Source organism: Streptomyces sp. NPDC005863 (assembly GCF_042871345.1).
In the GTDB taxonomy this organism is placed as follows: domain Bacteria; phylum Actinomycetota; class Actinomycetes; order Streptomycetales; family Streptomycetaceae; genus Streptomyces.
Window position 1 is genome coordinate 306857 of record NZ_JBIAII010000006.1, and the last position, 21644, is coordinate 328500.

General features: G+C 72.0%; 15 protein-coding genes. 9 read left to right on the forward strand and 6 right to left on the reverse strand.

Going from position 1 to position 21644, the window contains the following annotated elements:
- Positions 1-23: 23 nt before the first annotated feature.
- The 5 genes from ACFYO9_RS22895 to ACFYO9_RS22915 form a co-directional block, all read right to left on the reverse strand.
- Positions 24-875 (reverse strand): DMT family transporter, encoded by an 852-nt coding sequence (locus ACFYO9_RS22895; protein ID WP_358711402.1) that lies wholly within the window; start codon positions 873-875, stop codon positions 24-26.
- Complete coding sequence (locus ACFYO9_RS22900; protein WP_358711404.1) at positions 872-1384, reverse strand: YbaK/EbsC family protein; 513 nt, start codon at positions 1382-1384, stop codon at positions 872-874. Before ACFYO9_RS22900 ends, ACFYO9_RS22895 begins: the two co-directional genes overlap by 4 nt.
- Positions 1385-3356: 1972 nt before the next feature.
- On the reverse strand, positions 3357-5117 hold the full coding sequence (locus ACFYO9_RS22905) for a penicillin-binding transpeptidase domain-containing protein (protein WP_358774801.1): 1761 nt from the start codon (positions 5115-5117) through the stop codon (positions 3357-3359).
- A 116-nt stretch (positions 5118-5233) separates the two neighbouring features.
- Positions 5234-6865, reverse strand: coding sequence for a penicillin-binding transpeptidase domain-containing protein (locus ACFYO9_RS22910; RefSeq protein ID WP_358774800.1), 1632 nt, complete (start codon positions 6863-6865; stop codon positions 5234-5236).
- A 137-nt stretch (positions 6866-7002) separates the two neighbouring features.
- Positions 7003-8742 (reverse strand): phospholipid carrier-dependent glycosyltransferase, encoded by a 1740-nt coding sequence (locus tag ACFYO9_RS22915; RefSeq protein WP_358711409.1) that lies wholly within the window; start codon positions 8740-8742, stop codon positions 7003-7005.
- Positions 8743-8805: 63 nt separating this feature from the next.
- Here ACFYO9_RS22915 and rsmI point away from each other — a divergent pair, with 63 nt between their 5' ends.
- The 6 genes from rsmI to ACFYO9_RS22945 all read left to right on the forward strand — a co-directional run bounded on the left by rsmI (position 8806) and on the right by ACFYO9_RS22945 (position 14976).
- Positions 8806-9702: a 16S rRNA (cytidine(1402)-2'-O)-methyltransferase gene (gene rsmI / locus ACFYO9_RS22920; RefSeq protein WP_355807459.1), complete on the forward strand. Its 897-nt coding sequence runs from the start codon at positions 8806-8808 to the stop codon at positions 9700-9702.
- Positions 9703-9898: 196 nt separating this feature from the next.
- Positions 9899-10336 (forward strand): hypothetical protein, encoded by a 438-nt coding sequence (locus tag ACFYO9_RS22925; protein WP_358774798.1) that lies wholly within the window; start codon positions 9899-9901, stop codon positions 10334-10336.
- Between the two features lie 61 nt (positions 10337-10397).
- Entirely contained in the window at positions 10398-11273 is an 876-nt protein-coding gene (locus ACFYO9_RS22930; RefSeq protein WP_358711413.1) for a TatD family hydrolase, read from the forward strand.
- A gap of 144 nt (positions 11274-11417) precedes the next feature.
- On the forward strand, positions 11418-12947 hold the full coding sequence (locus ACFYO9_RS22935; protein WP_358774796.1) for a ubiquitin-like domain-containing protein: 1530 nt from the start codon (positions 11418-11420) through the stop codon (positions 12945-12947).
- Positions 12948-13225: 278 nt separating this feature from the next.
- The gene (rsmA, locus tag ACFYO9_RS22940; protein ID WP_355807451.1) at positions 13226-14092 is read left to right on the forward strand and encodes a 16S rRNA (adenine(1518)-N(6)/adenine(1519)-N(6))-dimethyltransferase RsmA; all 867 of its coding nucleotides are present in this window, start codon (positions 13226-13228) and stop codon (positions 14090-14092) included.
- Positions 14089-14976, forward strand: a complete 888-nt coding sequence (locus ACFYO9_RS22945) for a 4-(cytidine 5'-diphospho)-2-C-methyl-D-erythritol kinase (protein ID WP_358774794.1) — start codon at positions 14089-14091, stop codon at positions 14974-14976. Before rsmA ends, ACFYO9_RS22945 begins: the two co-directional genes overlap by 4 nt.
- Before the next feature lie 9 nt (positions 14977-14985).
- Here the strand turns inward: ACFYO9_RS22945 and ACFYO9_RS22950 are convergent, their stop codons facing one another.
- A complete protein-coding gene (locus ACFYO9_RS22950; RefSeq protein ID WP_358775066.1) occupies positions 14986-15600 on the reverse strand; it encodes a Uma2 family endonuclease in 615 nt (204 codons plus the stop codon).
- 167 nt (positions 15601-15767) lie between these two features.
- Here ACFYO9_RS22950 and ACFYO9_RS22955 point away from each other — a divergent pair, with 167 nt between their 5' ends.
- The 3 genes from ACFYO9_RS22955 (at position 15768) to ACFYO9_RS22965 (ending at position 21483) form a co-directional block, all read left to right on the forward strand.
- Positions 15768-17591 (forward strand): ABC-F family ATP-binding cassette domain-containing protein, encoded by a 1824-nt coding sequence (locus tag ACFYO9_RS22955; RefSeq protein WP_355807445.1) that lies wholly within the window; start codon positions 15768-15770, stop codon positions 17589-17591.
- 156 nt (positions 17592-17747) lie between these two features.
- Positions 17748-19505: a PQQ-binding-like beta-propeller repeat protein gene (locus ACFYO9_RS22960; RefSeq protein WP_358774792.1), complete on the forward strand. Its 1758-nt coding sequence runs from the start codon at positions 17748-17750 to the stop codon at positions 19503-19505.
- A 67-nt stretch (positions 19506-19572) separates the two neighbouring features.
- Positions 19573-21483 (forward strand): PQQ-binding-like beta-propeller repeat protein, encoded by a 1911-nt coding sequence (locus ACFYO9_RS22965; RefSeq protein ID WP_358774790.1) that lies wholly within the window; start codon positions 19573-19575, stop codon positions 21481-21483.
- The last annotated feature ends 161 nt before the right edge of the window (positions 21484-21644 follow it).

Consider the following 21644-nt stretch of genomic DNA (forward strand, 5'->3'; position numbering starts at 1 on the left):
CGAAGACGCCCCCGCTGCCCTCGCTACCCGGCGTGCAGCATCAGCCCGATCCCCGCCACCATCAGCCCCGCCGCGACCAGCCGCGGCGCCCCGAACCGTTCCTTGAAGAAGATCGCGCCGATCGCCGCCCCGACGATGATCGAGGACTCCCGCAGCGCCGAGACCGGGGCCAGGTCCGCTCGCGTCTGGGCCCACAGGACCAGGCCGTACGCCAGGACCGAGAGCGCCGCGCCGAGCAGGCCCACCGCCGCGAACGGGCGCAGGCGCGGGATCAGTTCGCCGCGCCAGCGGTACGCCGCGTACAGCGGGACCGTGATGCCCTCCAGGACCATCAGCCACGCGATGTACCCCATGGAGGAGCCGGAGGCCCGTACGCCCAGGCCGTCCACCACCGTGTAGCCCGCGATGGAGACGCCCGTCGCGAGGGCCGCGCCGATGGCCGCCCAGTCGGGGCGGCGGCCCGTGCCCCGTATGCCCCACAGGGCGAGCCCGGTCAGGCCCGCGGAGGAGACCGCGACGCCCGCCGCCTGCCAGCCGTCGGGGACCTCGCCCGCGAAGAGCGCCGCGAGGACCGTGACGACGAGGGGGGCCGTGCCGCGGGCGATGGGGTAGGCCTGGCCGAAGTCGCCGAGCCGGAACGACGTCATGAGCAGGGCGTAGTAGCCGACGTGCAGGGCCGCGGAGAGGACCAGGTAGGGCCAGGCCGCGGCGTCCGGGAGCGGGACGAAGGGGGCGAGGAGCAGCCCGATCAGCGTGCCGCCGCCGGAGATGAGGGTGAAGCCGACCAGCTTGTCCGTGATGTGGTGGGCGATCGCGTTCCAGCTGGCGTGGGTGACGGCGGCGAGCAGCACCGCGGCCGCGACCAGCGGGGTCACTCGGCGGTCTCGCGCACGTCCACGAGGGTGCCGCCGGCGTGGGCGACCAGCGTCTCGGGGGCCATCGGAAAGACGGCGTAGGGCGTGCCGGCCGCCGCCCATACCACTTCGTGGTGGAGGAGGGAGCGGTCGGCGAGGACGCGGGTGCGGGTGGCGTGACCGAAGGGCGGTACGCCGCCGATCGCGTAGCCGGTGGCCTCGCGGACGACGTCCGCCCTGGCGCGGGTGACCTTCTCGGCGCCGAGCTCGCGGCGCACGAGGTCGAGGTCGACGCGCGACGCGCCGTCCATCAGGACCAGGACCGGGACGCCGTCCGCCGCGAAGATCAGGGACTTGCAGATCTGGCTGAGCTCGCAGCCGATGGCCGCGGCGGCCTCCTGGGCGGTACGGGTCTGCTCCGGGAAGCGGCGCACCCGGGCGATCAGGTCACCGAGCCCCAACTGGAGCAGGGCCTCGGCGAAGCGGGGGTGGGCGGCGGTGGTGGGTGGCGGGGTTGTGCTGTCACTCATGCGGGGCACGCTAGCGGTCTGTGTACGGGGCACGCGACCGTGTATCCGCAGAGCGGACGGGTCCGGCGTCTTCGGCGACCCGGCACCTTCGATTCCGACCGGGGCTGCCCGGGGTTCTGCGGAGCGTGGCGGCTCCGGCCCGCCGGTAAAGGGCGCTACCGCAGCGAGCCGTTCGACGGGGTCGGTCGGCATGGGCCACGGTAGGGGTGGGGCCTGGAGGTCACCCTTCGCTGGGCCGGTGCCTTCGATTCTTACCGGGGCCGCCCGGGGTTTTGCGGAGTGTGGCGCCTCCGGGCCGCGAGTAAAGGGCGCCCTTCGGGCGTCGGCTCCGCCGATTCCGCTCCGCTCCACCCTTGACTCCCGTCCCTCCACCGCAGCTTGACTTTCGACCCGGACGGCCAGGGGTGGGGCCGGCGGGCTCTGCTGGGATGGGTCATCACGTCTCGCTGCCGGGTGCGGACCGGCCCAACGTGGGCGGAGGCCCCGGTGCGAGCTCGGCCCACGGCCGGTGTGGTCGGGTCACCACCTTTCGCTGCCGGGTGCGGACCGGCCCATCGTGCGCCGACGCCCCGGTGCGCGCTCGGCCAGCCACGCGGCCACGCTGCTCGGGCCATCAGCTTTCACCGCCGGGTGCGGTCCGGCCCATCGCGGGCGCGGGCCAGGGTTGCGGCTCGGCCGTCCACGCGGCATCGCTGCCCGGGCCATCGGCTTGCGCTGGCGGGTGCGGTCCGGCTCATCGCGGGCGGCGGCCACGGTGGGCCAGCCGCCCGGCCACGCCGCGCGGGCCATCAGCCTCCGTGGCCGGGTGCGGTGGTCGGGGGCCTCGTGTCTGGCTGTCGCGGTCGAGGGGGCGGGGGCGCGGGGCGGGTTCTCGTGGTCGGGTACCTACTTCGGCAAAGTTGCGAATCGAGACGCCGCGCGCCCCCTCGCCAGACCGGATGCGCCCCCGGGGACGTAAGCCCGCCTCCTGACGCCAGGCCCGTCCGCGCTCCATCCCTTCCCCCTCGGTTACCTACTTTGGGAAAGTTGCGAAGCAGAAGCCCGCGCGCCCCCTGCCACACCCCGCGCGCCGCCTGGTGGGTGCCCGATCGCAGGATCCGGTCCCTCCGCCGAACCCGGTGGCCCTACCGAACCCCTTCGTTCGTCCCACACGAGAACTCTGTTGGGGGTCTGGCACCTACTTTGGGAAAGTTGCGAAGTGGAACTCCGCGCGCCCCCCTGCCGCGCCCCGCGCGCCGTCGGACCGGTGGTAGGCGGGCGGGTTCTGCCCCTCCGCCGGGCCCGGTGGCGCGCCACCGAACCCATTCGCCCCACACACCTCGTGCGCCACCAGATCCCGGCAGCCCCGCCAATCCCACCTCCCGCAGAGCACCCACCCACCTCATCCCCCTCGGTGGACTGTCCGGTTCCGGGGGCGCTTGGGGTGTGGGAGGGGGGCGTGCGGCATATTCATTCGCAACTTTTCCAAAGTAGGTGACAGACCCCCCGGGGGCGGCCGACCTCTGCCCCCGGCCAGCGCATCGAACGTCGCCTCTGCCGACGATAGGGCGGGCCGCACCCGGCAGCGCGAGCGGATGACCTGAGCAGACTGGTCGTGGGCCGCGCTCGTACCGTGGCCGCGCCCACGATGGGCCGGTCCGCACGCGGCAGCGAGAGCCGATGACCCGACCACGCCGGCCGTGGGCCGAGCTCGCACCGTGGCGTCGGCACACGTTGGACCGGTCCGCACCCGGCAGCGAAACGTGATGACCCAACCCCCAGACCCCGCCGCCTCACCCCTGGCCGTCCGGGTCGAAGGTCAAGTCGCGGTGGAGGGACGGGAGTCAAGGGTGGAGCGCAGCGGAATCGGCGAAGCCGACGCCCGAAGGGCGCCCTTTACTGCCGGCCCGGAGGCGCCACACTTCGCAAAACCCCGGGCGGCCCCGGTGACCTTCAACGTCTCCGGGGCACCGAAGGCGCCGCCCGGGACCCCTCAGCCTCCGGCCAACAGCATCGCCCGTACCACCGGCCCCGCCGAGTCCCCCCCATGGCCGCCCTCCTGGACAACCGCCGCCGACGCCAGGTCACCCCGGTACGCCGTGAACCAGCCGTTCGGCTTCTTCTGGCCGTCGACCTCCGCGGAGCCGGTCTTCGCGCCCATGTCGGAACCGAGCCCCGACATCGGCTCGACCGCCGTGCCGGCGACCGCCGTGTAGTGCATGAGCTCCCGCAGCGACGCCGCCGTCGAGCCCGACAACGCACGCGGCGCGGTGGCCAGTTCGCGGTCGTCGACGTCCGGCGAGACCAGGTAGGGCTGGCGGAACTTGCCGGACTTCACCGTCGCCGCCACCGACGCCATGTTCAGCGGATTCATCCGCACCCCGCCCTGCCCGATCAACGACGCCGCCATCTGCGCGTCGCTCTGCACCGGCACCGCGCCGTCGAAGGACGACACGCCGATCGACCAGTTGTCCCTGCCGAGCCCGAAGACCTCCTGCGCCTGCCGGGTGAGGGAGTCGTTCTCCAGCTTCTCGGCCTGGCTGATGAAGGCCGTGTTGCAGGACCGGGCGAAGCTCGCGCGGAACGTACCGCCCTTGATCTCGAACTTGTCGTCGTTCTGGAACTTCCAGCCCCCGTACGTCACGTACTTGGGGCACGGGTGCTTCTTGTCGACCCCGGCGAGCTTCTTCTCCAGGAGCAGCGACGAGGTGATGACCTTCATCGTGGAGCCGGGCGCGATCGAGCCCTGGAAGGCCGTGTTGAAGCCGCCCGGATTGGAGTTGGCGGCCGCCAGGATCTCGCCGGTGCTCGGCTTGACCACCACGACGGACGCCCGCTGCCGCTTCGCCGTCTCGCGCTCCGCGGCCGCCTGCAACGACCCGCTGAACGTCGTCTTCAGCGTGCCCGGCGTCCCCGGCGACAGCGTGAGCAGCGTCTTGTCGGGCAGCGCCTTCGCGTCGTCCTTCTTCTTCGCCGCGGCCGAGTCCGAGGCCGAGTTCGAGGCGGAGTCCGACGTCGACGCAGACTTTCCGTCGGCGTCCGCCCGTACCACCCGCAGCTCCACGCCCGCCTTGCCCCCCGCCTTCTTGCCGTACTTCTCGCGCAGCCCGTCCAGCACCGTGCCCAGCGACGGGTACTTCGCCGCCGTCAGCGCGCCGCCGTCCCGGTCCACCGCCTTGATCGGCGGGTCGCCCGCCTCCCCGGTGACCAGCCGGTCGCCCCGCTTCAGCTCCGGGTGGAGGACCGAGGGCTGCCAGCCGACCAGCGTCCTGCCGTCGCTCTTGCGGCGCACGACGGTCAGTTCGGACGCGTACGACAGCGGCTTGGTCTTTCCCTCGTACGAGACCGTGGCCGCCGCCTTGAACGGCACCGTGGCCCCCGCCCGCCTGCCCGGGGTCAGCCGGGGCTTCGTGAGGTGGCCGTCCTTGCGGTACGAGGTCAGGGACGTCAGCGCCGCCGCGCGGTCGTCGGTGAGCGCCGCGGCCCGCGCCACATCGCCCTTGGCCCACGCGGTGAGGAACGCCCGCGCGGTGGTGCGGACTTCGGCCGCCGTCGGCGGGCCCGTCGCGACCTGCTTCTCGTCGACGCTCGAACCGTCCCCGTCGGAGCCGGCGCCCCCGGAGAGCGCGAACGCGGCGGCCCCCACGCCGACCACGACCACGGCCGCCGCCCCGCCGAGCACACCCGGGTGCACCTTCGTGTTTCTGACGCCGCCGACGCCCTTGCGCTCGGCGGCGCGCCTTCGCTTGCCCACAAACCCTCCGCAGTTCCCCAGAACCCCCGGCTCCGCACCGGAAGGCCACCTTAGAGGCGTACGGGGAAGCACCCGACCACTTCGCCGTCCGCCCGGGCACCGGCCCGGCGGACCGTCTACCCTGCGCCCAGCACCGCCGCCACGATCGGGCCCGCCGCGTCACCGCCGTGCCCGCCCCGCTGCGCCATCGCGGCCGCGGCGACGTCACCCCGGTAACCGGTGAACCAACTGTCCGACTTCTCCTGCCCGTCGACCTCCGCGGAACCGGTCTTCGCGCCGATGTCGCCGCCGAGCCCCGCCATGGCCCGCGCCCCGGTGCCGCTGACCGCGGTGCGGTGCATCATCTGGCGCAGCTGCGCGACGGTGGAGGCGCGCAGGCCCCGCGCGGTGGCCAGTTCACGGTCGTCCAGGGATTTCGGCACGATCACCGGCTGGTGGAAGGTGCCCGTCATCGCCGTCGCCGTCACCGACGCCATGTTGAGCGGGTTCATCAGGACCTCGCCCTGGCCGATGGCGTTGGTCGCCCGGTCGGGGCCCGTGGAGGCGGGGACCGTGCCGTCGCTGGTGACGACGCCGGCCTTCCAGTTGTCCTGGCCGAGGCCGAAGTTGTTCTGCGCCTCCTCGGTCAGCGACTCGTCGGTGATGCCGTCCTCGTCGATGAGCTTCACGAACGCGGTGTTGCAGGAGCGCGCGAAGCTCTCCGAGAGCGTCGCGGACTCGTTCGGCGCCATGCCCTTGAGGTTGTGGATGGTCTGGCTCTGCCAGGTCGCGGTGGGTGGGCACGGCGCGGGCCCGCTCGCCTTGGTGACGCCCTTGTCGATGAGCATCGCCGCGGTGAGGATCTTCATCGTCGAGCCGGGCGCCACCTTGCCCTCGAACGCCGCGTTGAAGGCGTCCTCACGGTTGTTGGCGACCGCGAGGATCTCACCGGTGCTCGGCTTCACCGCGACCACCGACGAGTTGTCGCTGCGCAGCACCGCCCGCTCCGCCGCCTTCTGCGCCCCGGCGCTCAGCGTCGTGGGCAGCTTGCCCGGGGTGCCCTCGGTGAGGGTGAGCAGCGTGCGCGACCCGGCGTCCTGGTCCTCGTGCTGCACGTACAGCTCGATGCCCGGCTTGCCGCCCGCCCGCTCGCCGTACTTGGCGCGCAGGCTGTCCAGGATCGGGCGCAGCGAGGGGTAGTCCTTCTTGCGCAGGACGACGCCGGCCCGGTCCACCGCCTCGATGGGCGGCGCGGTGGCCTCACCCGTCACGAGGGTGTCGCCCCTGCGCAGGGAGGGGTGGACCACCGAGGCCTGCCAGTCGACGAGCGGGCGCCCGGTGGTCTTGCCGCGGACCACGGTCAGCCGTGAGTCGTACGCGAGGGGCTTGCTCTTCCCCCGGTACGACACCGTCGCCGACACCGAGAACGGCACGCTGTCGCCGGACGCCCGCTTCGGGGTGATCTTCACCTTCGTCAGGTGCGCGTCCTCGCGGAAGCCGGTCAGGGCGGTGGTCGCCGCCGTGCTGTTGTCGGTGTACCCGGCGGCGCCCCCGGCGTCGCCGTCGGCCCACGCCGCGAGGAACTTCCCGGCCGTCTGACGCACTTCATCGCTCGACACCGGGCCCGTCTTGACCTCGGCGGAGCCCGGTCCCCCCGAACCGCCGCCCCCCGACAGGCCGTTCACGAGGTTGTACGCGCCGTACCCCGCGGTCCCCACCATCGCGGTGAAGACCCCGCCGACCAGCGCGGCCTTTATTCCCTTGCGCACGATGCGCCCCCTCCCCAGGAGCCCCGCCGAAATGCATTCCGGCGGGGGCGTTCGCCTGAACCCTAAGGGGGAGAAGGTACGTACGGGACGGTCGTTATCCGACGGTGTCCAAGGTGTGCCCTACACCCATGTATCGACTACACCCATGTGTCCAGCCACATGCGTGACCGCCAGGAATCGATGGGAATCGCGGTGCCGGTGTAAATGGGCCAGAAATAGATGAAGTTCCACAGGATCAGCAGGACGAGGACGCCCGAGGCCGCCGCGCCGGCCACGCGCCGCCCCTCGCCCGAACCCGGCGGCCCGAGCAGCGCGCCCACCAGCATCGCCACGGCCAGACACAGGAACGGCACGAAGACGACCGCGTAGAAGTAGAAGATCGTGCGCTCCTGGTAGAAGAACCAGGGCAGATAGCCCGCGAGCACCGCGCACAGGATCGCGCCCGCCCGCCAGTCGCGGCGGAACGCCCACCGCCACACCACGTAGACCAGCGCGAGCGCCGCCACCCACCACAGCAGCGGGGTGCCGAGCGCGAGGACCTCGCGGGCGCACTTCTCCGTGGTGTCCGAGGGGCAGCCGTCCTTGCCGGGCAGCGGCGACTCGTAGAAGTACGAGACGGGCCGGCCGTCGACGAGCCAGCTCCACGGATTCGACTGGTAGGTGTGCGGCGAGGACAGGCCCACATGGAAGTCGTAGACGGCGTGCTCGTAGTGCCACAGGCTGCGCACCCAGTCCGGCAGCCAGGTCCAGCCGCCGCCTTTGCCGTCCGTCACCGCCCAGTTGCGGTAGTAGCCGCCGGAGCCGTCCGTCGGCGAGAGGATCCAGCCGAGCCAGGACACGACGTACGTGACGAGCGCCACCGGCACCGTCGAGACGAACGCCGGCAGCACGTCGTGGCGCAGGACCGCACGGTAGGGCCGCACCGCGCCGGCCACCCGGCGCGCGCCCACGTCCCACAGGACCGTCATCAGACAGAGGAAGACCATCACGTACAGGCCGTTCCACTTGGTGCCGAAGGCGAGGCCGAGGCAGAGCCCGGCCGCCCACCGCCAGGGGCGCCACCCCAGCCGCAGCGTCTGCGCGACCCGCACATCGGGCCGCACCCGGCCGTCGGCGTCCACCGGCAGCGCGGCGGCGAGCCGGGCCCGCGCCTTGTCCCGGTCGATCAGGAAGCAGCCGAACGCGGCGAGCACGAAGAACATCAGGACCTGGTCGAGCAGGGCGGTACGGCTCATCACGAAGTGCAGGCCGTCCACCGCGAGCAGCGCGCCCGCCAGACAGCCGAGGAACGTGGAGCGGAACAGCCGCCGCCCGATCCGGCAGAGCATCAGCACCGAGAGAGTGCCGAGCAGCGCCGTCATGAACCGCCAGCCGAACGGATCAAAACCGAACAGCCACTCGCCGACACCGATCACATACTTGCCGACCGGCGGATGCACCACGTACGCCGCGTCGTGCGGGATCGCGATGTCACCGCCCTGCCGCAGGACGTCGTCGTTGACCTTCTCCGGCCAGTTGACCTCGAAGCCGCGGTGGATGAGCGCCCAGGCGTCCTTCGCGTAATACGTCTCGTCGAATATCACGGCCTTCGGATTGCCGAGGTTCAGAAACCGGGTGATCCCGGCGACGAGCGTGATCAGCAGCGGCCCCGCCCAGCCGGACCACCGCACAAGGCGGTCGGCGAACGGCTCGGACAGGCCGAGCGTCAGCCACAGCCGGGGGCTCGGCTCCGCGTATCCGGGGACGAGACGGGCCGTGACGTCGTCCCGGGCGCGCTCCGCATGACCGAATCGGCGCAGCCGCCGCTGCCACGAGGGCTGCTGCTCCTCGGCTGCCTGGCCCTCGCGGGTGTCCGGGGAAGACGCGGTACTGGTCACCGCGCCATCGTAGGGAACCAGACTGTGCGAGTCCCGCCCCCCGGCCCCTGCGAGGATGGATCCGTGACAGGAAGCGCTGATTCCCCCGGAACCCTGGTGCTGGCAGGCACCCCCATCGGCGATGTCGCCGACGCCCCGCCGCGGCTCGCCGCCGAACTGGCGGCGGCAGACGTCGTGGCGGCCGAGGACACCCGGCGGCTGCGCCGGCTCACCCAGGCGCTGGGGGTGCAGGTCGGCGGCCGGGTCGTGTCCTACTTCGAGGGCAACGAGGCGGCGCGCACACCCGAGCTGGTCGAGGCGCTGACCGGCGGCGCGCGGGTGCTGCTGGTGACCGACGCCGGCATGCCGTCGGTCTCCGACCCCGGCTACCGGCTCGTCGCCGCCGCCGTGGAGCGGGACGTACGGGTGACCGCGGTGCCAGGACCGTCCGCCGTGCTCACGGCGCTGGCGCTCTCCGGCCTCCCGGTGGACCGGTTCTGCTTCGAGGGGTTCCTGCCGCGCAAGGCGGGCGAGCGCCTCTCCCGGCTGCGCGAGGTCGCCGAGGACCGCCGCACCCTCGTCTACTTCGAGGCCCCGCACCGCATCGACGACACGCTCGCCGCGATGGCCGAGGCGTTCGGCGAGGAGCGCAGGGCCGCGGTCTGCCGCGAGCTGACCAAGACGTACGAGGAGGTCAAGCGCGGCTCCCTGAAGGAACTCGCCGAGTGGGCGGCCGACGGCGTACGCGGTGAGATCACCGTCGTCGTCGAGGGCGCGCCGGAGAAGAGCGGGGCGGAGCTCGGCCCCGAGGAGCTGGTGCGCAGGGTGCGGGTGCGCGAGGAGGCGGGCGAGCGGCGCAAGGAGGCCATCGCCGCGGTGGCCGCCGACGCGGGGCTTCCCAAACGCGAGGTCTTCGATGCCGTCGTGGCGGCAAAGAATGCGGATCGGGGCGGCCCATCGGAAGGCAAAGGACTATCGTGAAAGGCAAAGCGCGGGCCGCGCACCAGGCGCCTTTCCTATGGAAAGGCCAAAACGGCTCCAATGCTCGACAGGTCTGATGCGCTCGCTCCGGGAAAGGCGTCCACTGGTTGAAGGGACGCACCCGTCCCCACGCTTCCGGCCGGGATAATCCCCGGACCCGGCAGTGCTTGTCCCTCGGGCAAGAGGAGCAGCTGGCATGAGTGACATCGCAGACACGGGCCACCCCACCACGGCGACCAACGTCGTTCACGAGTCGTACGCCTTCGCCTGCATGCGGTGCGGGCACGGCTGGGAGCAGTCGTACGAGATAGAGCACCACGTGGACGCCTCGGGCCACGCGTTCGTGACGTACCTGGCGGACGGCTCGCGCGTGCCCTCTCCGCTGACCCGGCCCACGTGCACGAACTGCGGTGGCCACGTGGTGCGGATCATGCGGGCGGGCCAGGTGTCCTCGGTCCTCGACATGATGCGGCGCCAGCACGAGGGCAAGCACGTGGGCAAGCAGGCCAATCCCGACACCGACGTCGACGCGGACGTGGTCGCCGCCGGGGGCGCCACCGCGGCGCCCGCGTCCGACCACCACTGGCACCTCTCCGACCTGCTCCACCCGTTCCAGCACCGCAAGGCGCACTGAGACCGGGCGGTCCCGGGTGCGGGGGGGCTTCGCAGGACCGGAGGCTTCGTAGGATCGAGGCATGCCTTCGAAGAACGCCGACGTCCCCCCGCCGCTGCCCGAACCGCTCCGGGTCCCGGTCGCCGACTCGCACACCCACCTCGACATGCAGTCGGGCTCGGTGGCGGAGGGCCTCGCCAAGGCCGCGTCCGTGGGCGTCACCACGGTCGTGCAGGTGGGCTGCGACGTCCGCGGCTCCCGGTGGGCGGCCGAGACCGCCGCGGCGCACGACAGCGTGCACGCGACCGTCGCCCTGCACCCCAACGAGGCGCCCCGCATCGTCCTCGGCGACCCCGACGGCTGGTCCCGGCAGGGCGCGCGCGAGGCCGGCGGCGACGCCGCGCTCGACGCGGCGCTCGCCGAGATCGACCGGCTCGCGGCGCTGCCGCAGGTGCGCGGCGTCGGCGAGACGGGCCTCGATTACTTCCGCACCGGGCCGGAGGGCATGGCCGCGCAGGAGCGGTCCTTCCGCGCGCACATCGAGATCGCGAAGCGGCACGGCAAGGCGCTGGTCATCCACGATCGCGAGGCGCACGAGGATGTGCTGCGGATCCTGAAGGAGGAGGGCGCCCCCGAGCGCACCGTCTTCCACTGCTACTCCGGCGACGCCGCGATGGCCCGAGTCTGCGCGGAACACGGCTACTTCATGTCCTTCGCAGGCAACGTCACCTTCAAGAACGCCCAGGATCTGCGGGACGCGCTGGCCGTCGCGCCGCTCGAACTCGTGCTCGTCGAGACGGACGCGCCGTTCCTCACGCCCGCGCCGTACCGCGGACGGCCCAACGCGCCGTATCTCATTCCGGTCACGTTGCGCGCGATGGCCGAGATGCGGGGCATCGACGAGGACGCCATGGCCACGGCCGTCTCGGCGAACACGGCGCGCGCGTTTGCTTACTGACCGATAACGGTACGGGGCGGCGCCGGCCGCTCCCGTGGCACGGCTCGGGTCAACGCGACGACACTGTGTAGTCGCGTTGCTTTGGAGAGTGACGGTGGCTCCGCTAGGTTCTGTCCGCCCGGTACGGACCCCTGGAGCGTCGTCGTGAGCAATGCGCGGTACGAGACGTACGAGCCGCCCTTTGAGCCGCCCTTCGAGCCATCGCCGCGTCAGTCGGCGGTCTATGCGGAGCCGACGTATGCGTTGCCTACGTACGAGGCGCCGACGTATGCGGTGCCGGCCTACGCGGCGCCGGCGTACGGGGCGCCTACGTACGAGGCGCCCTGGCGCGAGGTGACGCAGCCGGGCGAGGTGTACGGGGGCGGCGGCCCGTACCAGGGCTCGGCGCCGTACGAGGCCACCCTTCTCGACGTGGGCGCCGGTGTCGACGCCGACGCGGATGAAGCCGTCGGGGGGCGGCTTCCCCGGCAGTCCGGGAGGCCCGCGTCGGAGGGGCGGGCCGCGCGCCGGCGCAGGGCAGGCGGGCGCGCCGTTCCCGCGGGGCCGCAGCGGGGCGAGGCACCGCGGCCGTCCGAGGCGATGCGGCCGCCAGAGGCGATGCGCAAGCTGGTGCCGCAGGCCCTCGTGGTCGCGTTCCTCGCGGGCGGCACCTCCGCGTTCGTCGCCAACGACAAGGCCGTGCAACTCATCGTCGACGGCAAGCCCCGCACGCTGCACACCTTCGCGGACGACGTCGGCGAACTCCTCGCCGACGAGGGCGTGGACGTCGGCACGCACGACATCGTGGCGCCCGCGTCGGCGACGACGCTCGCCAGCGGCGACGAGATCGCCGTCCGGTACGGCAGACCCGTCCACCTCACCCTCGACGGGCAGCGGCGCAAGGTGTGGACCACGGCGCGGACCGTGGACGGGGCGCTGCGGCAGCTCGGGGTGCGGGCGGAGGGCGCGCAGCTGTCGGCCTCGCGCTCCCGGCGCATCGACCGGGACGGGCTCGCCCTCGACGTCCTGACCGAACGCACCGTCACGATCATGGCGGACGGGCGGGAGCGGACGATCCGCACGAACGCGGCGAGCGTGCGGGACGCAGTCGCCGAGGCCGGGGTGACGTTGCGGGGCCAGGACACGACGTCGGTGGCGCCGGAGAGCTTTCCGCGCGACGGGCAGACCGTGACGGTCATGCGGATCACCGGGACGAAGGAGGTCCGCGAGGAGCCGATCCCCTTCGAGGTGGAGAAGACCGAGGACGCGACGGTGCTGCGCGGCACGGAGGTCGTGGCGCAGGCGGGGCGGCCGGGGGTGCGGCGGGTCACGTACACGGTGCGGTCCGTGAACGGCGTGAAGCAGAAGCCGCGGCGGGTGCGGACGGAAGTGGTGCGGGAGCCGCAGAAGCGGATCGTGAAGGTGGGCACGAAGCGGATGCCGTCGTCGGTGGCGGGGGCGGACGGCCTCAACTGGGGTGGCCTCGCCCACTGCGAGTCGGGCGGCAGGCCCGCGGCGGTGGACCCGTCCGGCACGTACGGCGGCCTGTACCAGTTCGACACGCGGACGTGGCAGGCACTGGGCGGCTCGGGCCGCCCCCAGGACGCGTCGGCATCGGAACAGACGTTCCGGGCGAAGAAACTCTACGTACAACGAGGAGCAACCCCCTGGCCCCACTGCGGCCGCAGGCTGTAACCCCAGCCCCCATGGCACCGCGCACCCGCCCAGCCGGACGCACGGGCCATCCCCACCCGCCCGCCCCCACGTGCCCACCCCCGGCGCACAGCCATCCCCACCCACCCGCCCCTACTCCAACCCGGCGTCGCGGGGTGAACGGGCGGGTGGGCGGGAGGCATCCGCCGCGCAGCGGCGGCCCTGTTCGGACGCGCACCCAAAGACGAGGCAGAACCCACCCGCCCAGGGGGGCGAAGGACCGCGCGAGGCCCAGGGGCCAGGACCCGTAACCTTGTGCCGTGAGCACTGAGCACGGCGCCCTCCTCGGCCCCGCCGAAATCCGCGAACTGGCCGCTGCCCTGGGCGTACGCCCGACCAAGCAGCGCGGCCAGAACTTCGTCATCGACGCCAACACGGTGCGCCGCATCGTCCGCACCGCGCAGGTCCGCCCGGACGACGTCGTCGTCGAGGTCGGCCCGGGGCTCGGGTCCCTGACCCTGGCCCTGCTGGAGACCGCGGCCCACGTCACCGCCGTGGAGATCGACGACGTGCTGGCCGGGGCGCTGCCCGCGACCGTCGAGGCGCGGCTGCCCGAGAAGGCCGGTTCCTTCGGGCTCGTGCACAGCGACGCCATGCTCGTGGGGGAGCTGCCGGGGCCCGCCCCGACCGCGCTGGTCGCGAACCTCCCGTACAACGTCGCCGTACCCGTCCTGCTGCACATGCTCGACACCTTCCCGACCATCGAGCGCACGCTCGTGATGGTGCAGGCCGAGGTCGCCGACCGGCTCGCCGCCGGGCCCGGCTCGCGGGTCTACGGCGTGCCCTCCGTGAAGGCCAACTGGTACGCGGACGTCAAGCGCGCCGGGTCCATCGGGCGGAACGTCTTCTGGCCCGCGCCGAACGTCGACTCCGGCCTCGTGTCGCTGGTGCGCCGCGCCGAGCCGGTGAAGACCAGCGCGTCCAAGCGCGAGGTCTTCGCCGTCGTCGACGCCGCCTTCGCGCAGCGCAGGAAGACGCTGCGGGCCGCCCTTGCGGGGTGGGCCGGCTCCGCGGCCGCCGCCGAGGCCGCCCTCGTCGCCGCCGGGGTCTCGCCGCAGGCCCGCGGCGAGGCCCTCACCGTCGAGGAGTTCGCCCGCATCGCGGAGCACAAGGAGGCCGCCGCGTGAGCGTGACCGTACGGGTGCCAGCGAAGGTCAACGTCCAGCTGGCGGTGGGCGCCGCCCGCCCCGACGGCTTCCACGACCTCGCCAACGTCTTCCTCGCCGTCGGCCTCTTCGACGAGGTCACCGTCGCCCCCGCCGACACGCTCCGGATCACCTGCGAGGGCCCCGGCGCCGACCAGGTCCCCCTGGACCGCACGAACCTCGCCGCCCGCGCCGCGGAACTGCTCGCCGCGCGGCACGGCGTCGAGCCCGCCGTGCACCTGCACATCAAGAAGGACATCCCCGTCGCGGGCGGCATGGCCGGCGGCAGCGCGGACGGCGCGGGCGCGCTCGTGGCCTGCGACGCGCTGTGGGGGACCGGGGCGTCCCGGGGCGAACTGCTCGACATCTGCGCCGAGTTGGGCAGCGACGTACCGTTCAGCCTGGTCGGCGGCGCCGCGCTCGGCACCGGGCGCGGCGAGCAGCTGACGCCGCTGGAGGTCGGCGGCACCTTCCACTGGGTCTTCGCCGTCGCCGACGGCGGGCTCTCCACACCCGCTGTGTACCGCGAGTTCGACCGGCTCACCCCCTGCGCGCCCGCGCCCGAGGCGTCCCCCGCGCTGCTCGACGCGCTGCGCACGGGCGACGCCCGGGCGCTCGCCGCGAGCGTCACCAACGACCTGCAGCCCGCCGCGCTCTCCCTCTTCCCGCGGCTGCACGACACCCTCGCGGCCGGTACGGCGGCGGGCGCCCTGGCCGCGCTCGTCTCCGGCTCGGGACCGACCACCGCGTATCTCACCGCCGACGCCGCCGCCGCCCGCAAGGTGGCCGACGCCCTGACGGCGTCCGGCACGTGCCGCACCGCGCGCGTCGCCCAGGCCCCGGCGCCGGGAGCGGTCCTGCTCTGAGCGCCCGGGTCAGAGCAGGTCGATGGCGGTGAGGTCGATGTCGATGTCGAACGGGACGGCGACCTTCAGGTGATGGTGGTGGATGCCCGTGAGGGCGTACGTGCCGGACGCCGTGCCGAGTTCGTATACCTGGACGACTGGGTGATCGTCCTGGCCTGCCATTTCCACCAGCCAGAAGTGGGGGATGCCGGCGGCGGCGTACTTGAGCGGTTTGCTGTCGCGGTCGCGTGCCGCCGAGTCGGGGGAGACGACTTCCACCGCCAGCAGGACATCGGCTACGGGGAAGGACGTCTGGCTACGGCTTACGACGGCTTCCTTGCGGACGACACTGATGTCTGGCTCGGGGCCGTTGTGGCGATCGATGACCACCGTCATTTCCCGCCCCACCCGCAAGTCCGCAGGCACGGTGCCACGGAGCCCGTTCACCAACAGGTCGATGGCGAGGCTGTGGAAGTAGCGCTGCGGACTCACGAAGACCAGGCTCCCGTCGATCAGCTCGGTGTGCGGCGGGAGGCCGGGCAGCGTGCGCAGGTCGTCCACGGTCCAGCCCTCCGGTGGCGGCACCGGCCACCGGGTGTCGGACGCCGACTCGGAGAACGGTTCGGGAATCGGCTCGGCGGTCATGGTTCCTCCCATGGACGGGATTCTGCGGCCCGCCCTCAACCGTAGCCGCGGGTTCCTTGATCCGTCATCACAAAGAGTGAGCGACCCCGTACCCCGGAGCGGGCCGGAGCCCGTCCCCGCGGGCGACTACGCTGGAGGATCGATCGATCCCCCCTGTCAGGAGAGAAATGGCCGTCAATCTCGTCAATGTCGAGGCTGTCAGCAAGGTGTACGGCACCCGTGCCCTGCTCGACGGCGTCTCACTCGGCGTGTCCGAGGGCGACCGGATCGGCGTGGTGGGGCGCAACGGCGACGGGAAGACCACCCTGATCCGGCTGCTCGCCAAGCTGGAGGAGGCGGACACCGGGCGCGTCACGCACAACGGCGGGCTGCGCCTCGGCGTGCTGACGCAGCACGACTCGCTTGACCCCGCCGCCACCGTCCGGCACGAGGTCATCGGCGACCTCGCCGACCACGAGTGGGCGGGCAGCGCCAAGATCAGGGACGTGCTGACCGGGCTGTTCGGCGGGCTCGACCTGCCGGGGTTCCCGCAGGGGCTCGACACCGTCATCGGCCCGCTCTCCGGCGGCGAGCGGCGCCGCATCGCGCTGGCCAAGCTGCTCATCGCCGAGCAGGACCTGATCGTGCTCGACGAGCCGACCAACCACCTCGACGTCGAGGGCATCTCGTGGCTGGCCCAGCATCTGCGCACGCGCCGCTCGGCGCTCGTCTGTGTGACGCACGACCGCTGGTTCCTCGACCAGGTGTGCACCCGCATGTGGGACGTGCAGAAGGGCTCCGTCTTCGAGTACGAGGGCGGGTACTCCGACTACGTCTTCGCGCGCGCGGAGCGTGAGCGCATCGCCGCCACCGAGGAGACCAAGCGGCAGAACCTGGTGCGCAAGGAGCTGGCCTGGCTGCGGCGCGGCGCCCCGGCCCGCACCAGCAAGCCGAAGTTCCGCATCGAGGCGGCCAACGAGCTGATCGCCGACGTGCCGCCGCCGCGGGACACCAGCGAGCTGATGAAGTTCGCGACGACGCGGCTCGGCAAGACCGTCTTCGACCTGGAGGACGTGTCCGTCCAGGCCGGCCCGAAGCTGCTGCTCAAGCATCTGACCTGGCAGCTCGGTCCGGGCGACCGGATCGGCCTGGTCGGGGTGAACGGCGCGGGCAAGACCTCGCTGCTTCGCGCCATGGCGGACGCCGCCCGCAGCGACGGCGACGTACAGCCCGCGGCCGGCAAGGTCGTCGTCGGCAGGACGGTGAAGCTGGCCTATCTCTCCCAGGAGGTCGTCGAGCTGAAGCCGACGCTGCGGGTGCTCGAAGCCGTGCAGCAGGTGCGCGAGCGGGTCGACCTCGGCAAGGGCCGGGAGATGACCGCGGGCCAGCTCTGCGAGACCTTCGGGTTCAACAAGGAGAAGCAGTGGACGCCGGTCGGCGACCTCTCCGGCGGCGAGCGGCGCAGGCTGCAGTTGCTGCGGCTGCTGATGGACGAGCCCAACGTCCTCTTCCTCGACGAGCCCACCAACGACCTCGACATCGAGACCCTGACGCAGCTGGAGGACGTGCTCGACGGCTGGCCCGGCTCCATGGTCGTCATCTCCCACGACCGGTTCTTCGTCGAGCGCACCACGGACAAGGTGTTCGCGCTGCTCGGCGACGCCACCATGCGGATGCTGCCGCGCGGCATCGACGAGTACCTGGAGCGCAGGCAGCGGATGGCGCAGACGGCCGCTCCCGCCGCGGCGCAGCCGGCGCCCGCGGCGTCCACGGCGTCCTCCGCGGGGAAGACCGTGTCGGCCGCCGAGGCCCGCGCCGCCAAGAAGGAACTGCAGAAGATCGAGCGGCAGCTGGACAAGGTCTCCGACAAGGAGGCCAAGCTCCACACGCAAATCGCCGATAACGCCACGGACTTCGAGAAGGTGGCCAAACTGGACGCCGAACTCCGTGAACTGATCGGTGAGCGCGAGGAGTTGGAAATGCGCTGGCTGGAGCTTGCGGAGGACGCGTAGAGCTCCCGTGGAGCTCCCATAACGGAGGCGTCACGGGCCGGTTCTCCCTTGGGAACAGGGACAGGACCGGCCCCGTGTGATAGGGCGCCAGGGTGATAGAAAGGCTGCCCTCAGCACCATTTGGCGTGCCGAAAATCAGTGAAGGGGGAAGCGCTGATGTCTCAGCCGCCCAACCAGCCGCCGCCCGGCGGCTTCGGAGCTCCGCAGGATCCACCGCGGCCGCAGCCCGGCTACGGCTACCCGCAGAATCCGCCGCCCGCCACCCCGCCGCCCGCGGGCCCGTACAACCCGCCGACCCAGCCGGCCCAGCCGGGTCCCTACGCCTCGCCGCAGCAGCCGGGCCCGTACAACCAGCCGACGCAGCCGGCCCAGCCGGGGCCCTACGCCGCCCAGCCGCAGTACGGGTACCCGCAGCAGCCGCCCACCCAGCCGCAGTTCCCGGCCGGGCCCGGCATGCCGCCCGGTCCCGGCACGCCGCCCGGCGACGGCAAGAAGCGCAACAAGCTCGTGCTGGTCGTCGCCGCGGCCGTGGCCGCTCTGCTCGTCGCGGGCGGTGTCACCTACGCCGTCGTCGGCGGTGACGACGACAGCGGCGGCGGCAAGAAGTCCCAGGCGAAGAACAAGGACCCCGAGCCGCACGCGTCCGCCCCGGTCAACCCGGGCAACGGCAGCGGCGACGGCCACGAGGGCAAGGAGGACCTCAACGCGGGCCGCCGGGCCGGCGAGGCGAAGGTCCTCTGGTACAAGGAGGCGCCGAAGGTCCCCGGTTCCGGCGGCGACGCCCCCGGCATGTGGATCGACGGCGACATCGTGGTGAAGGCCGCGTACAAGCAGCTCCTCGCGTACAACGTGAAGACCGGCAAGATCGCCTGGGACGCCATCACGTTCCCGGAGAAGATCTGCGCGGCGACCCAGTCGGCCACCGACGACAAGAAGATCGTCGTGGCGTACAAGGAGGGCTCGCAGTCCGGCGCCGAGTGCAACCAGCTCCAGGTCGTCGACCTGAAGACCGGTGACAAGGGCTGGGGCAAGCCGGTCAAGAACCAGGGCCTGTTCGACTCCTCGCTCTCCAGCCAGCTGGCGCTCGTCGGCGACGTGGTGATGGTCGGCCGCGAACAGTCCGGCACGGCGCTGCGGATGAGCGACGGCAAGCAGCTCTACATCGCGAAGAGGAAGGACGAGGGCAGCTGCTACCCCAACGGGTTCGCCGGCGGCGAAAAGCTCCTCATGGCGCTGTCCTGCGGGGCGAGCACCCCCACCCAGCACGAGGAGCTGCAGCAGCTCGACCCGAAGACCGGCAAGGCCCTGTGGACCAAGAAGTTCCCCAAGGGCTGGCGCATCGAGAAGCTCTACTCGGTGAGCCCGACGGTCGTGTACCTCAAGAACGAGGACAAGGACCGGTCGAACATCACGGTCCTGAAGGCGAACAGCGACACGACGCGCTCGCAGGTCGTCTCCAAGGACAAGTTCGCCCCGGAGTGCGGTTACTCGTTCCTCGACGGTGAACTGAACGGCTGCCTGGGCGCGGTGGCCGACGACTCGTACCTCTACCTGCCGACCGAGGCGAAGAGCGGCGCGAACGACATCGTCGCGATCAGCCTGGCCACCGGCAAGGAGGCCTGGCGCGTCAAGTCGCCGGTGGACGAGGCGATGGTCCCGATGAAGACCGAGGACGGCGCGCTGATCGCGTACGTCAAGCCGTCGTACGACGCCGGCGGCCGCGTCGTCTCCATCAAGATCTCCGGCTCGCACGAGCCCGAGACCCTTCTGCAGCACCCGCAGGGCACGTCGAAGATCGAGAGCGGCTTCTACTCGAAGGACATCGACTACGTGGACGGGCGCTTCTACATCTCCACCACCAACATCATGAGCACCTCCGGCCAGGCGAAGCTGATGCTCGCCTACGGCAAGTGATCCGCTCGGCCCCCGCTCGCGTCAGCCCCCTCTCGACCGCTCTCCTCCCCAAGGAACAGACGACGTCATGACTCAGCCTCCCCAGCCACCGCAGCAGCCCCCGAACCAGCCCCCGCAGGGCGGCTTCGGCGCCCCGCAGGACCCCCCGCCCGGCGGCTTCGGCAAGGCGCCCGGCCCCGGCTACGGCTACCCGCAGGCCCCCCAGCCCCCGCAGGCCCCGCCGCCCGCGGCCCCGCCCGCGCCCCCGGCACCTCCGGCACAGCCGACAGGTCAGCCGGCGGGCCAGCCCAACTACGGCTACCCGCAGGCGCCCCCGGCCCCCCAGCCGCCGGCGCCCCCGCAGAGCTACGCCTACCCGACCCAGCCCGCCCAGCCGCAGGTCCAGCAGGGCTACCCGCAGACCCAGCAGGGCTACCCGCAGACCCAGCAGGGCTACCCGCAGTATCAGCAGGGCTACCAGCAGGGTTACCAGCAGCCCCCCACCATGCCGACCCCGCCGCAGCCCGGCGACGGCGGCTCCGGCGGCGGCAAGAAGATCAGCGGCCAGACGACGATCATCATCGCGGCGGTCGTCGCGATCGCGCTGATCGTCGGCGGCGGCGTCTTCTACGCCTCGACGAAGGACGACGACCCCAAGAAGCCCACCGCGCAGGGCGAGAAGGGCAAGGACGGCAAGGGCGGCAAGGACGGCAAGGGCGGCGGGCTGCCCGGCCAGGGCTCTGCCAAGGAGAAGGCCCCGGCCAGCACCTCGGCCAAGGTGGTCATGCAGCTGCCCCAGCCGAAGATCCCCAAGGACCAGATCTGGAACGCCACCGGCTCGGTGCTGACCGATGACGTCTACGCCAAGGCGGGCATCAACGAGCTGAACGGCTACGACCCGGACACCGGCAAGAAGAAGTGGACCATCCCGCTCTCCGGCATGGCCTGCGCGATGTCGCCCGAGGTCACCGACGACGGCATCGCCGCGGTCGTCACCGAAGAGGCCAAGCGGAACAAGAAGGGCGACTACGAGCAGTGCAGCAACGTCTCCGCGGTCGACCTGAAGTCCGGTAAAAAGCTCTGGACCGAGTCCGCCGAGACCAACGGCATGAAGGCGACGTTCAAGGAAGTCACCATCTCGGGCACCACCATCGCCGCGGGCGCCGGCACGTCCAGCGGCGGCGCCGCCTGGGACGTCAAGGGCAAGAGCCTGTGGAAGCCCAAGGTCGGCAAGTGCGAGGACGTCGGCTACGCCGGCGGCGACCAGCTCGTCGCGGTCCGCAAGTGCGGCACGTACGGCGACGAGACGCTGAAGGTCCAGCTGCTCGACCCGAAGACCGGCAGCGAGAAGTGGACGTACCCGATCGCGCCCGGCGTCGACAACGCGAAGATCATCTCGACCAACCCGGTCGTCTTCGGCCAGGACACCACCGAGATCACCGCGTCCGGCGCGACCGACGTCTTCTCCCTCGACGAGCACGGCAAGCTGCGCACGAAGATCGCGCTGGAGGACGGCAAGTACGACCACGACTGCGGCGTCAACATGGTCAACGACTGCCGTGCGATCGCCGTCGGCAACGACCGCCTCTACGTCCCGACGCGTCAGCACGACGGCAGCGGTGAGAGCTACAACCGGACCAACGAGATCGTCTCCTTCTCGCTGGCCACCGGCAAGCCGACCAGCGACCGCGTCGTCGCGGGCGAGAACGGCGAGATCTTCCCGGTCCGCATGGACGGCGGCAACGTCATCGCGTACAAGACGCACAGCTACCAGAAGGGCGCCCAGATCGTCTCGCTCGACGGCAAGACGATGAAGGAGACCAAGCTCCTGGAGACCCCGGGCACCCAGACGGTCACCGACGCGATCAGCGGCATGGTCCCGAAGTCCAACGAACTCCTCTACGGCAACGGCCACTTGTTCCTCGGCAAGAAGCTGCTGAGCAAGCCCTTCTCGAAGGACGAGAAGGAGTACATGGCGCTCGGCTTCGTCGCGAAGTAGCAGGCGACAGCCGGTTCACGCACGGCGGCGGGCCCCCCCCCCCCCCCCCGGGGGGGGGGCCCCCCCCCGCCCCGGGCCCCCCCCCCCCCGCCCGCGCCCCCCCAGGGCCCGGTTTTAGGCCTATAAGGCCCCGGGTGGCCGGGAGGGGGGGCGGAACGGCT